This is a genomic window from Bacillus sp. HSf4, assembly GCF_029537375.1.
Taxonomy (GTDB): domain Bacteria; phylum Bacillota; class Bacilli; order Bacillales; family Bacillaceae; genus Bacillus; species Bacillus sonorensis_A.
The window spans coordinates 1,962,287-1,975,902 of sequence record NZ_CP120679.1 but is presented as its reverse complement, the minus strand read 5'-3'; the positions used below and the strand labels follow the sequence as shown (position 1 = coordinate 1,975,902).

Annotated in this window: 13 protein-coding genes and 1 pseudogene; 1 reads left to right on the top strand and 13 read right to left on the bottom strand. The window is 36.7% G+C overall.

Annotation, left to right across the window (positions count from 1 at the left end):
- Nucleotides 1-4: 4 nt before the first annotated feature.
- The 3 genes from ureC to P3X63_RS10065 are packed head-to-tail and all read right to left on the bottom strand — an operon-like array spanning nt 5 to nt 2,364.
- Complete coding sequence (gene ureC / locus P3X63_RS10075; protein WP_277692801.1) at nt 5-1,717, bottom strand: urease subunit alpha; 1,713 nt, start codon at nt 1,715-1,717, stop codon at nt 5-7.
- Complete coding sequence (ureB, locus tag P3X63_RS10070) at nt 1,714-2,040, bottom strand: urease subunit beta (RefSeq protein WP_277692800.1); 327 nt, start codon at nt 2,038-2,040, stop codon at nt 1,714-1,716. The genes ureC and ureB overlap by 4 nt, the downstream gene beginning before the upstream one ends.
- 21 nt (nt 2,041-2,061) lie before the next feature.
- Complete coding sequence (locus P3X63_RS10065; protein WP_277692915.1) at nt 2,062-2,364, bottom strand: urease subunit gamma; 303 nt, start codon at nt 2,362-2,364, stop codon at nt 2,062-2,064.
- A 371-nt stretch (nt 2,365-2,735) separates the two neighbouring features.
- Here P3X63_RS10065 and P3X63_RS10060 point away from each other — a divergent pair, with 371 nt between their 5' ends.
- The gene (locus P3X63_RS10060; protein WP_277692799.1) at nt 2,736-3,683 is read left to right on the top strand and encodes an urea transporter; all 948 of its coding nucleotides are present in this window, start codon (nt 2,736-2,738) and stop codon (nt 3,681-3,683) included.
- Between the two features lie 978 nt (nt 3,684-4,661).
- Here P3X63_RS10060 and P3X63_RS10055 read toward each other — a convergent pair.
- From P3X63_RS10055 to P3X63_RS10015, 10 genes and pseudogenes are all read right to left on the bottom strand, one after another.
- A complete protein-coding gene (locus tag P3X63_RS10055; protein WP_026587124.1) occupies nt 4,662-5,207 on the bottom strand; it encodes a hypothetical protein in 546 nt (181 codons plus the stop codon).
- Between the two features lie 16 nt (nt 5,208-5,223).
- The gene (locus P3X63_RS10050) at nt 5,224-6,651 is read right to left on the bottom strand and encodes a pre-toxin TG domain-containing protein (protein WP_277692798.1); all 1,428 of its coding nucleotides are present in this window, start codon (nt 6,649-6,651) and stop codon (nt 5,224-5,226) included.
- Between the two features lie 653 nt (nt 6,652-7,304).
- On the bottom strand, nt 7,305-8,435 hold the full coding sequence (locus tag P3X63_RS10045; RefSeq protein WP_277692797.1) for a response regulator aspartate phosphatase: 1,131 nt from the start codon (nt 8,433-8,435) through the stop codon (nt 7,305-7,307).
- A gap of 36 nt (nt 8,436-8,471) precedes the next feature.
- Nucleotides 8,472-8,819, bottom strand: a complete 348-nt coding sequence (locus P3X63_RS10040) for a hypothetical protein (RefSeq protein ID WP_277692796.1) — start codon at nt 8,817-8,819, stop codon at nt 8,472-8,474.
- 164 nt (nt 8,820-8,983) lie between these two features.
- Nucleotides 8,984-9,193 (bottom strand): annotated as a pseudogene (locus P3X63_RS22860) (Rok-like winged helix domain-containing protein); the annotation flags it as partial.
- A 135-nt stretch (nt 9,194-9,328) separates the two neighbouring features.
- On the bottom strand, nt 9,329-9,511 hold the full coding sequence (locus tag P3X63_RS10035) for a hypothetical protein (RefSeq protein WP_277692795.1): 183 nt from the start codon (nt 9,509-9,511) through the stop codon (nt 9,329-9,331).
- A 116-nt stretch (nt 9,512-9,627) separates the two neighbouring features.
- Nucleotides 9,628-10,077 carry an SMI1/KNR4 family protein gene (locus tag P3X63_RS10030; protein WP_277692794.1) on the bottom strand — a complete coding sequence of 150 codons (450 nt, stop codon included), beginning with the start codon at nt 10,075-10,077 and terminating at the stop codon, nt 9,628-9,630.
- An 8-nt stretch (nt 10,078-10,085) separates the two neighbouring features.
- The gene (locus tag P3X63_RS10025; protein ID WP_277692793.1) at nt 10,086-11,963 is read right to left on the bottom strand and encodes a T7SS effector LXG polymorphic toxin; all 1,878 of its coding nucleotides are present in this window, start codon (nt 11,961-11,963) and stop codon (nt 10,086-10,088) included.
- Nucleotides 11,964-12,470: 507 nt separating this feature from the next.
- On the bottom strand, nt 12,471-12,905 hold the full coding sequence (locus P3X63_RS10020; protein WP_142246154.1) for an SMI1/KNR4 family protein: 435 nt from the start codon (nt 12,903-12,905) through the stop codon (nt 12,471-12,473).
- 249 nt (nt 12,906-13,154) lie between these two features.
- Nucleotides 13,155-13,574, bottom strand: a complete 420-nt coding sequence (locus tag P3X63_RS10015; RefSeq protein ID WP_026587113.1) for an HIT domain-containing protein — start codon at nt 13,572-13,574, stop codon at nt 13,155-13,157.
- Between the last annotated feature and the right edge of the window lie 42 nt (nt 13,575-13,616).

Here is a 13,616-nt window from a genome sequence, read left to right as displayed (position 1 = left end):
CACCTCAGAATAGGAAATATCGTTGACCCATTGGCACCTCATCAACAGGGTCACATGTAATGAATTGGCCATTTACTTTTACTTCATATGTTTGTGGATCGACCGTTATTTCAGGAGTTTCGCAATTCAGCTTCATATCTTTTTTCGTTAAATTGCGAATGCCCCGAACCGGAAGAATGATTTTTTGCAATCCAAGCTTCTCATGCACTTTGTCATCGAAAGCTGCCTGAGAAATAAACGTAATAGAAGTGCTGGACAGCGCGCTGCCATATTGTCCATACATCGGACGGTAAATAACCGGCTGCGGTGTCGGGATAGAGGCGTTAGCATCTCCCATTAAGCTCTCTGCAACAAAGCCGCTTTTCATCACCATTTCAGGCTTCACACCGAAAAATGCTGGATTCCAAACAACGAGATCGGCCATTTTCCCTCTCTCGATAGAACCGACATATTCGGAAATACCATGAGTAATGGCAGGATTAATGGTATATTTAGCAATATAACGTTTTACGCGGTTGTTGTCCGAAAGCTCGCTGTCGCCCGCCATTGTTCCTCTTTGTTTTTTCATCTTATCGGCTACTTGCCATGTACGTAAAATGACTTCTCCAATCCGTCCCATCGCTTGGGCATCCGAACTAGTCATACTGAATACACCCATATCCTGGAGAATGTCCTCAGCTGCAATCGTTTCGCGTCTGATACGTGAGTCAGCAAACGCCAAATCTTCCGGAATAGATGGATTCAAGTGGTGACAGACCATTAACATATCTAAGTGCTCATCTACTGTATTGACTGTATAAGGTAATGTCGGGTTCGTAGATGACGGCAGAACATTGTTAAAGCTGGCCGATTTAATTAAGTCAGGAGCATGTCCTCCCCCTGCACCCTCTGTATGGTACATATGAATGACGCGATTTTTAATAGCTGCCATTGTATTTTCCATAAATCCGCCTTCGTTTAATGTATCCGCGTGAAGGGCAACCTGAACATCATATTTGTCAGCCACACTTAGCGCATGATCGATAGCTGAAGCTGTAGCGCCCCAGTCCTCATGAACTTTCAGGCCAATGGCGCCGGCGCGTATTTGCTCTACCAGCGGAGCTTCTGAAGCGGCTTGTCCTTTTCCTGTAAACCCAACATTAATCGGCATGCCCTCTGCCGCTTCAAGCATGCGGTGCATATGCCACTCGCCCGGTGTAACCGTGGTAGCCTTTGATCCTGCAGCAGGGCCTGTTCCTCCTCCAATTAGGGTGGTAAGACCTGAAGCTAATGCTGTTCTGATTTGCTCCGGATTTATAAAATGAACGTGAGCATCAATTCCACCTGGAGTGACGATCATACCTTCAGCAGCAATAATTTCTGTACCGGCGCCAATCACAATATCCACATTGTCCATGATTAGCGGATTACCCGCTTTTCCGATTCCAGCAATTTTGCCATCACGAATTCCAATGTCTGCTTTATAAATACCAGTGTAATCTAAGATAACAGCATTCGTTATGACAACATCTGCTATTCCCTCTCCACGTGTAACTAAAGGGTGTTGTCCCATTCCATCACGAATAACTTTACCGCCGCCGAATACCACTTCATCTCCATATGTCGTGTAGTCTTTCTCAATTTCGATGAGCAAATCTGTATCTGCCAGACGAATAGAGTCCCCTGTAGTCGGGCCGTACATTTCAGCGTATTGCTTTCTTGGCATCTTGAAACTCATGATTGGTTCCCCTCTTTTTCTAATGGTCCGTCCACTTTATTATTAAATCCATATACCCGACGTTCGCCGGCGTAAGGCACTAATTCCACTTCTTTTTCATCACCGGGCTCAAAACGCACAGCTGCTCCTGCCGGAATGTTGAGTCGCTTCCCAAACGCTTCTTCTCGTTTGAATTGAAGCGCTTCATTCACTTCATAAAAATGAAAATGTGAACCTACTTGAACTGGGCGGTCACCTGTATTCGTTACAGTCAATTTAGACGCCGTTCTTCCGACATTACAAATGATATCTGTTTCTTTCAAAAATAGTTGTCCCGGTTGCATTTGAACAGCCCCCTATCCATTTTATTTAATCGGACTATGTACTGTTACAAGCTTTGTGCCGTCTGGAAATGTAGCTTCTACCTGGATATCTTCAATCATTTCCGGAATACCTTCCATTACATCTTCCCTCGACAAAATGGTTGTTCCACATTCCATCAGCTCCGCAACTGTTTTTCCATCCCGTGCTCCCTCCAACACTTCATACGTTATAAGCGCTACTGCTTCCGGGTGGTTCAATTTCAATCCTCGTTCTTTACGTCGCTTCGCAAGATCTGCAGCAACAACAATCATAAGTTTGTCTACCTCACGCGGTAATAGTTGCATCATGAAACCTCCCTTTTTCGGCAAAAAAAGTCTGTTAAATCAAAATGAACAAACGGGGATTATTCTCTCCTTTTTTCTTATAGGGGGAGCCAATTCATGAACATTCCGACCTGACAGCGCCTAAAAATCAAGTGTTTCCTGCCTGTTGTGCAAAGAGACAACTGCCAAAAAACCATGCTGGAAACCATTGGATTTACCTTCACAAATACAGGATAAGATTGGCCACCTGTTATTCAAACTGAAAATATACTTGATTCCCCGCTTCCATTTGAAATGAGTATATCATTTCTTACATATATGTCAATTTATATATTTAAAAATTTACATATGATATACTGTAGATATTTAAGTTGAAAAGAAGGAGATGATACATGATGCAAAAAAACAAGCATCATTTATTAAGCGAGGGGGTGTTTTTCCCTTTAATAACAGCTTCTCTCAAAGGCATCACTCAAGTCATCCTGATTGAGAATGTAATGACCGGCTTTCTAATTCTGATAGCCATCACTGTTTCTTCTTATTATTTAGGCATAATTGCTCTGTTGTCCGCTATTATCGGCACCTTAGCAGGGAAATTGGGGGCGGCAGATGAAAAGAATATAAATCAGGGTTTGTTAGGATATAATTCTGTGTTAACTGGAATGGCATTGGCATCATTCTTAACTGGCCCTTACACGTGGCTTATCGCTTTAATTGGGGCAGCCGCAGCAGCCATCTTCACAGCCGCCATGATGCATTTTACGAAAAGAACCGAAGTTCCAATTCTTACATTCCCCTTTGTTATCCTGACATGGTTTATATTATTAGCTTCATACAAATTAAAAGGGATTAGATTAAGTTCTGCCCTGGTACCTCAGGATTTAACACACTGGGAACTAAAGACAGCAGGTGAAGTCAATTTAATAGACGGGGTCTTTCATGGAATTGGACAAGTATTTTTTCTTAGTAACACAGCATCTGGGATTTTAGTATTCCTCGCCGTATGTTGGGCAGGAAGAAAACTAGGACTATATACAGTTATCGGAAATGCAGTTGCTATCATCATTGCATTCCTTTTAGGAGGGGAGCATTCTCTCATCACATTGGGTCTTTACGGGTATAACGCAATTTTAACTATTCTGGCCGTATCTTCTGTTTTTAAAAGTGAACATAACCGGTTTGCATTTTTATCAGGGATCATTTCAGCTTGTCTGACAGTGCCTATCACAGCAGGCCTCAGCACGTACCTTTTGCCATATGGACTCCCTGCCCTAACAATGCCGTTTGTTCTTTGTTCCTGGCTGTTTCTGGGTGCAAGAAAGGTTCTGCCAAACTTGTAGCATTGCCAATTGATAATGTAAGATCAATCAATTTTTTCTGCAATTAACTTAGCGACGAAAATGAATCATTTGTATATAGACAGAATCAAAGAATCGCGACAAGAAGTTACGCAAAAAGTTCTGGAAGAAATCAAGATGTTTCACTATAGTAAGAGTTTAGAGATAAATTATTGTTCATGAATATGTATCTTTCATACAAAAAGTTGACAATCTCCCTTTATCACTATAGGGAAGCAGAGAAATGCCTGAACCCAGTGGGCACTTCACAAAAGTCTGGGCTTTTTTAATTGTTGCATAAAAAGAAATTCATATTTTATTTTCGTGATTCTGTTACAGCACCGATTGGAGTACCGATTGGAGTAATGATAAATCCATATTAAGATGTATGAGTTACCTCGTAACCTGCTGCAGTTTAGTTTGGCAATGGTGGAAATAAACCATCGAGAGGAGCTTAAATGAAAGAAAATAAAGTGAGAAATTGGCTGATCTACGTTTCGTATGATTGAGTAAAGCAAGGACCTTCTATTATGAATATTGGGAATTGACTGTAATCACAGTATACTTTTCGTCACAAGCGGGCTTTCCTGCTTCTAGTCAATATTCTGAAAAACTGTAGTTTATTACAATAGATGCAAAAAAAGACCAGCCATAAACTCATGGAGTGTTTCACGAACTGGTCTCTTCTAAAGGTTCTTATATATTTTCATATAACAGTCTCAGATTCAAATTGCTATCCTGTCAGCAACATGATATGTTGTATTTGTTGATTGATCGTAGGAAGTGCCCACTAAACCAACTGCACCCAATAGCAGAATAGAGCACATTAGCTTTCATGTACTTTCCTACTCCTTTGTATTTGCCTTCTTGCCCACTACTCTGCTGGTAAAACTCAAGTGAATCATGTAGCATTTCTTTTCCATATTTTATTCACCTTTAATTTTTACTTATTTATCTCGAATAACAAAAGATAGCTGTATTTTAGTCTGGACAAATTTCTAGTAGATCAAAAAACAATGCACTCTCCACTGTAACTTGTGATCCAAAAAACGCGACATCTTTTTTAAAATCCAGCCCGCATACAACTTCATTCATCTCCGAATAGGATAATTCAATGAACTCTTTCTTTGAAAAATATTCTTTCACACAATCTTCAAATTCTTGTTGTTTAGTATTATAAGGTTGAGTATCAAAACCCTCAAGAGTTGGGACAGTTCTATTCGCATCTCTGTTTTCAACTTGAAATTCGTGCTGAAGATAAAATAAAGGAGCAAGCTTAGATAGCATTAAAGTGGTACTATAAGTAACTTCAAATTCTCCTTTTATGTAGTCTTCATACTCAAATATTAATTTTGACGACGGCCATATTTCACCAAAATTCACATTGGTGATTATCATATTATTATTGTCGGAAAATTTTTTTATTATTTCTGGTATTAAAAACTGCTCGCGGCATTTAGTAAGATAATCTGATTCGTTATTGTTTCTGTAGTATTTTTCTATAGTTTCGCTAACTAGATCATTCATTCTAATTTTCACTTCCTTATTTCATTTTTAAATCATGACGTCCCGATTTGTCAGCTGGTTTAGTTTCGTTTAAGTTAAAGTCCACTTCTCCTTGATGTTTTCCTCTTTTATTAACAACTTCAAATCTACCATGTTGGGTATCTACTGCATAGTATGTGCCTGTTTTCGAATCCAAATACACATCTCTTTTATTAATTTTAGTTAATTTCGAATCCTTTTTCCAATTTCTTTGCTTAGCAAAATCAGCAGCAGTCGTTCTAACCAATGGAATTTTTTCATTTAAATTCATTTTAGCTATCTTTTTTTCAAAGGAAGCTACATCAAAACCTGCTTTTCCGCTTTTAGCACCATCCTCAACAATTTTTGCAGTCTTAGCAGTTTTTGAAGACATACCCATTGCCTTACTTGCAAGCTTGAAGGTGCCTGATGTAAGCACACTTATTCCAGCAAGTGTTCTTTCGTAATCAGAGAGGCGCTCATGAGTAACTAGGTCTTCTCCAATAACAAACTCCGCCCCACCTTTTATATTAGAAACCACTGGGGTTAAATCAAGTAAAATTGATAAACCAAGAGCTCCCTCATTTAAAGTCTTCTCATTCTTCTTTAAATTTTGGCTAGCATTATCAACTTTGTTTTGGGCTCTTTTTAACTGTTCTTTTTGCTTTTTTATTTTCTCTGCTTGCTTCTTTGTAATCTTTTTATTTTTAACTTTATTTGATTTTTTATCATAATTACCAAAAGCTCTATTGGTTTTTTTAATAGCTTTATTAAGTTTGTCAGTTGACTTATTTAATTGCTCCATACCCTTATTGGCCTGGTTAATACCCCTAATCATTTGGTTCGCATTGGCGGTTGCATCGTTAACCTCTTTTGTCATTTCATTCGTTGTTTCTACCATGACATCTAAGGCTTTATTACATTCATCCATTGCTTTGTTAACTTCATTCATCGAATGAATAACATTGTCCATTTCTTTATTCATTCCATCTACAGCAGCATTCATTTGATCTAAGCCTTTGATCATTTGGTTCTCGGCTTCTATCATTTGCTCCATTATTTCATTCACGCCATCGAGTATTTCTATTGTTTGTTTATAAATCCATAATGCTTTGTTTATAGCGGGAATAACTTTAGTCTCTATCTCTTTTATTATTTCTTTTTCTTTTTTCTTAATTTTTTTATGTAATGCCTTAAGTTTAATATCTACTACAGCAGCTAGCCTTTTTAACTTTTTCTTTAAAAGGGCTTTTTTTTGCTTATCAAGTGAATCGTATTCTTTTTTTAATAATTTCAAGATCTCTATTTCTTTTTGAATTTTTTTCAATTGAGACTCACTTAGACTACTTCCTGACGCTGCAAATGCTCTTTCTGGCATTGTAAAAGTTGTTGAAATGGTCGTGAATAAAAATGTGATTACAAATAAAACACTAAGTATCTTCTTCAAAAATGCTCTCTCCTTAGTAAAATATGTTTCAAAAATACAATACTATCCTCCTTTAAAAAAATTCACCAGGAAATTATACAGGTATATAAATTGATATTAAAGGAAAAATTTATCTTTCGCTTGAATTGTATAAAAAAGTTCTTTCTCCCCTTTACTTCTAAATAAAAAAGACCCATCTGACGAAGAAATTAACTGATCCACATTTCATATTTAATTCTTTGTTCAAATAGAGATTAATCTGCATAGCAAGGACTTTTTTAGAGAAATCTAGGGTTACTGTGTCTTATTCCACCGAATCCCCCTACTCACTCTCATTTGCTGATAGGCAACCTCTATCTAAGACTAATCATCAATTAAGAATACTGTTTAAGTAAACTTAATTGATCTTATAATAGGATGTAACCTCCCTTGAAAAAAACATACTGAGTACCACTATACACATTAGAACCCAACCAAAAATAGATCAGCCTATTTTGACTGATCTATTATCAACGTATTTTATTTTTAAATTTCTCTTACATTGTCAAAAATAAGTTTCGCTTAATTAAGTTGCCATTCTCTCGGCCACTTTAATGTTATTGTTTTGTGTTTGAAGATAAGAAGTCCCAACTATCCCTGCAACACTTAACAATAAAACTGCACAAATCAACAATTTAGATTTCATTTAACAGCTCACCTCTTTGAATTTGTCTCCTAGCTGCAATGGCTTTACGGTAGTATTCACCTGCTTCCTCATATTTCTCTCTACTTGAAAGCAGTTCTGCCACCAATATACTGTACCACTCCATATCGGGGTACATTTTTGTTTTTTCGAAGAACTGGAATGTTTCTTTAACCATGTCTAAATCATTTGACAGGTACAGCCCTTTAACCATTTTAAATTTTTCGACAATTTCATTGTTTTCATATTGTTTTGCCAGTTCGTTCCCTTCTTTGTACAATTGAGAAGCTGCAACTAAGTCATTTTGTCTGGCTTTAACAAGTGATAAATTAAACAACGCCTTTGGTTCATAGCTATGTTTTCCACGTCTATAAAATTCAAGAGCTTGTTGGAAATGTTTCTCCGCCTCACCAAGTTCTTCAAGTTGATTATAACATATCCCCACGTTGAAGTGCGATGAGCCAATTAAATAATCAACATTCAATTCTTTAGATTCCTTTAATGCCTGAAATGCGTTTTTTAATGCTTCTTCGCTTCTCATGTTGTCTAGCCAGTTCCCTGCAATTACAAATTGACAATGGACTCGTTGAACGCCATATGTAGGGTATCTACGGAATATTTTATAAGCACGACTTGCATAATTCATTGAAAGATAAGTCTGCTTCATATGATAATGAATTTCAGCCATTTTAAAATAAAAATCAGCTTTTTCAATTTCGACCCCTTCAATTGAATCAAGAGCTTTTTCTGCAAGTCTATAAAAATTCAAAGAGTATGACAGCTCTTTTTGTCTAAAATAATACATCCCCATAAAGTAATGATAGTAATATTCCAGCATTCCGTTTAAATTTTTGCTGCCCACATTCTCTTTTAATTCTTTGTAATGCTTTTCTATGTCTCTATCAGTATCAGGATAAAGATAATCAAGCATTAGCTCATGACGGAACACCAATAGCGAGTAATACACCAGTGCATCTTGGTTTTCTTCCATTCGCTCTAACTCCTGCTTAACTTCTTCCTTTACCCTTTCAGCAATAGCTGACCAATTATTTTTCAAAGCTGTATACCATTGATTCATTTTCGTTGCAACTAGATCATACGGTATCACACTTTCATTAGACAAGTTACAAACCCCTTCCCTCTTCAATCTTTCCAATAATTAAGAATTATAGCATAAAGAAGGAATGTAACGGAAAAGATTTGTTAGAAAATTTTCATAATACAATGAATGAAAAATGAGGGAGAAGCCTATCCTATAGACCCTTTTCATATGAAGTTTTAATGCAGCTTTCCAATACCTTGTACCCCCCTCTTTAATCCCCCCTTCTTTAGTTTTAATATAGTATGGATACTCCACAAACATGTCATCACATATGACCACTTCTTGAATTTTTGTGTTTTTCTTCCTTAGATAGTCATTCAATTGTTTTCTTGTTAAAAAGAGCTTCTTTAGCCTATCCTCGTAATATTCAACAAGTTTTTTGTCTTTATCTTCAGCTTTCTTCAACTTTGTCTCTATTGCATGATACATAGATCAATAATAATCTTTTGATGTATTGCATTCTCAAGTTCCCTAGAAATAACAGGCTTCATATTCTCAACACCTCAAAATCAAACGTACGTTCCCTATTTATTATACATCATTAAATCAGTTCCTAAACAAAAAAGCCCTCATTCAGAAGGACTTTCATTATTGTTATTGTCTTTTTCTTTTCTAATAACATAGCGACCTCGGTATGTCTTTTCAACTTCAGGATGATACTTCAATAATCCTTGCATAAATGTCGTCATATTACGAATCGACATCCCTGTTTCTTTTTCAATTTCTTTTTGAAGCTCATATCCCCGTATTTCACCTTTGTGATCCCTTAAAACCTTTAATGCTGTCTCACGAAGTCTATGTGTTTTCGTCCCAGGCTTAGGTTTTCTTCTAGGGTTTGAGGATGATACAACTAGCGGATTTGTTTTCTCTGGTTTGTTTTTCTCAAAGGACTTTGCCGTTCCATTGGCTAACTCTTATAAGGATTTTTTGTGGATCATGTCTGAATCGGTTACTTCGTCTAGATTGTTTTGATTATCTAATTCGCGCAGCTTAGAATAAATTTCATTGCGCTCTTCCCGAAGTTGACGCAGCAAATTAATCTCAGCATCATTAACTTGCTCAAGCCTTAAACGTAATGCTTCCCTTTCAGTAAACATAACCCCATCTTCTAAAAAACATTATTTTATTATAGTTTATAGGGCTTTTATATAATTTTTTCCATATAAAAAATCCCAGAAAAACCTCACCCTTAATAAGGATGAGGCTAATCTGATTACTCTTCATCTTCTTCCCAGTTCTCTTTCATTCGTTTAAGCTTATCATAAAAATATTCAATAAAACTGCCGGCTACAAAATTTTCATATCCATTTTCTCGATCCCATATAAATACTGGACATTCTCCATTTTCCATCTTGTTTGTATCTAAACAATAAGCAAAGAAGTCAATATCTTCTATGACCACTAAGCCTTCTGTTAAGTTGTAATCTTCTCTGTACTCTACAGTTTTGTTAACAACTGTAGCGGAGTCAATATTATATCCTAAAATTAAAACGCCAAACATACCACCCGCACCATAATTTCTTAAAAACCATTTATAACTCTCTGGCAATTCAACTTGAAGTGTTTCTTCGATCCACTTTATATTATTTTCATTTGTACCACCAGTAAATATTGCCTCATGTTTATTCTCTTCAATAAATTCTCTAACTTTTGAGAGATTCATAAAATTATTCACCTCATCTGTTTCTCAATTTCTTCGGCTCTCCACTTCCAATAGCGACCTCGAAAAGAGTTATATTGAGCTTTCAATTCAGGGTCATTTCTGAAACTTTCTCCTTTTCCTTTTAGTCCATGGATTACTTTATAATATTTTCTGTGCAAACTATTTGGAATCTCTATCATTGTTCCTTTTTCTTCTTGAATTAAATGATGAAGGTTGATTTGAGTACCATCCTTTGCATAAGGAGCACTCCCCTTTTTCATGAGTTCAAGATTTGTAACACCAAACTCATTTTTTTGATTTATATCAATATCATTCCATGTATAAACTCTTCGACCAACATCCTTAGTTTTTCCTTTAACCTTTACATGCCCCTTAACTTCTGTAACTCCATATCTTTCTTTGTTCAACCAAGGAAGATTTATGTTTTTTCCTGTAAACGGTTTTCTGCTTAGATCAGAAACTTTCTTTGCAAACTGAATAAACTTTTCTTTTATCTTCTCACCATTGAGTACATTATATGGAACTTTCCCTATGCCCGCAAATTCAACTTGCGGCTCAAAAGGGTTGTGTATTTGAATCCCTTTTATGTTTGAAGCGACCCTTTGCATCGATTGTTTGAAAGACGCTACGCTTTTTTCTAAAGCTTCCTTTGAAACCTTCATCGTTTTGCTTGTGGCTTTCTTTGTAACTGACTTTACTTTAGCTCCAGCTTTTCCGATTTTCCCGGCTTTCGAGACTTTGCTTAATTTGTCTACACCTTTTGAGCCTACTATCGATGTTCCCACCGTTGTAAGGGCATATCCGAACCAATGGCTTCTGCTGTAGGTATCACCATTGATCACATCCCGCTCGAAGGATTCTTCAATATCCTTTTTTATGATGTTAAAGGTATCTACGGGGTGAATGATCACATGGCCGATGCCCTCCAGTGTTTCCTTCGGGTGGGTTGCAGCGTCCCACAACCCAATGCCCGTATCGACTAGATTATCTTTTACTCCCCCAAGAAATCCAATTGGATCAAAGAACTCATCACGCTTCATCTTCTGCAGTGCCTGAACATATTGTTTCTGCTCTGAGTCTAGATTGTCATACCCAATCTCTTTGGCCATTTCAAGATATTCATCAGGATCAGATACTTTGGCAAGCTTTTCTTTTAACTCTTCAATCCTGCGTTTTTCAGCTTCTTCTTTTTTAATTGTAAGGTATTCCTCTGTTTTCTTATGTATTTCATCTTTATACTTGAATACTTTTGTGTCGTAATATGCTTTTGCATTGAAGTTGATCGGTTGTGCGTTTTTTCCTTTTCCTGTAGCGTCTAGTAAAGCTTTGATTCTTTTATCGATGTAGTCTTGATTCAATTCCGATTTCTCATATTCGTTTTTTAATTTCCAATCGGTTTCATGAATTTTGTCAACTGTGTTGTCTTTAATTACTTTTGAATTAGAGATATGTTCTTTAAAGTCGAATGTTGAAAAGACTCCTAACGGAACGATGTCTTTTATGTCTTCTAAGATAGCTTTAATCGCTTGCTTTTGTTCGGCAACCATTTCATTTGATTTTCTATAAGCAATCTCTAATTCGTTTTCCAGAAAGGAAGTGTCAACGAATGTGTTGCCCGCCAGATCTGCTTCTTCTAACGCTCCGGCAATGCTGTCCAGAAAAGCGATTTGCATGTCAAACATACCAAGCCATTCATCAACATTTCTGGCATGTTCTTTATAAAAGGACTTGATATTGTCAGCGCCTCTTCCCTGAAACTCATCGCCTAAGTCAGCCATCCCCATAAAAGCCCTTTGCAGATTGACAAACTGTTCTCTGGCTTTCTTGTATTCATGTGATCGTGCTTCCATGGCGGATTTTAGTGATTTTGCTTCATATACTTTCATGAATCCAAACCCTTCCTAAGTCATGGTCAATAGAAAGTTTACCACTAAACGGAAAAGAATTGGTGAATAAATCCTGTCTGTCCATGAAAATGAATCGAATAGATCATGACAATAAACCTAATCAAAAAAGACAGCCAGATTGATATTCCCCCTTCTAAGTAGACAGTGGAAAAAGCCAACTATTAGAACGTTAACTTGGACTTAAGGATTATACCTAACAATATGAAGGGTATGTTCTTCCCCTCCGACTACACAGATAAGCAATCAGGATTAAATATATTAGCCCACTTAATGCGTTTATTAAATGGGTGCCAAAAGAGTAAAATGGGGAACTAAAGAACGCCAAGCGTATAGGGATTGGTACAATAAAAAATATGGAAAAAACTTGGGCAAAATTTGATGTTCATCATCAACTACCTAGGGAGTATGGCGGAGGTAATCAGACAAGTAATTTAATTCCAATCGATGTGAATTTTCATAGGAAGAAGTAAATCCATCGTGGGCTTCTTATTCTGAAACCAGTTTATAATACTCCTGGATATTCGGACTCACTTCCCAATATTTCGTCCCGTTAGAAGACACTAACATATCAAACCATATCTCAAAATTAGAATCTAAGTTAACCGCATCTTCTATAGCATCAATTGAATCTAGATATAACATATAACCTAATCCGTTTCTTGATTTGTTTGTGTCTATGACATATCTTCCGTCAAAATGATATCCAATTAGGACGTATCCCTCGGGGAAATCTTGAACTTCGTTATATTCAATGATTCCTTCTATGTTAAGTATTTCAACACCATCAAACATTTTCATCCCATTGTGTTGCAACAAAAACTCTTTATAATCATTAGGGAAAGTAACACCTAACTTCTTTTCTAAGTCGCTAATTGCTTGAGGACTTGCTGGATCTTCAAAATAAAAAGCAGCATCTTCCATGACATACCCCCCATGATGGAACATAGGGAATGTACCATATTTAGAAACTGCTTTCTTGATACCATTTAGAGTCATGTGTACTAACTTTCCTTCTTCCATAAAAGCTCCTCCTTTGTAAGGATCTCACTAAAGTTCACTACACAGAAACATACAACAGCGAAATTTTAAATGGACACCATCTTTTTATTAAGACATTGGTAACTACCAACTGATCATTAAGGTTTCATTTGATTTTTCAACTCTCCCCATTCACCTGGACATGACGATTTTTTGCCAGACCGAAAATAAGCTGCTTCTTTTCGCTGCATGGCAATTCGTTTCTAATCGAAAAACAGGCTTTTCATGTAAATGTCTGGGGATCACATGAAAATGAACGTGCTTTATATCTTGCTGAGCGTGCTCTCCATTATCAGAAAGGATCGTGTAATCTTCACAAATTCCTGACTGAATTAAAATTTGAGGAATTTTGATTAAGGCGTTCATGAATGCGCTTGCCAGGATGGGATCGTCCAATTCATCCAGCCTTTCAATATGTTGATTGGGAATGATCAGTGTATGACCATTTGTGATAGGATTAAGATCGAGAAATGATGTGATATGTTCATTTTTATACACTTCATAGCAATGAACGTTCTGTTTCGCGATATCGCAAAATATACATGTGCACATGTTCCGCTTCACACCTACAAGTTTGATTTAGTTATCATTATA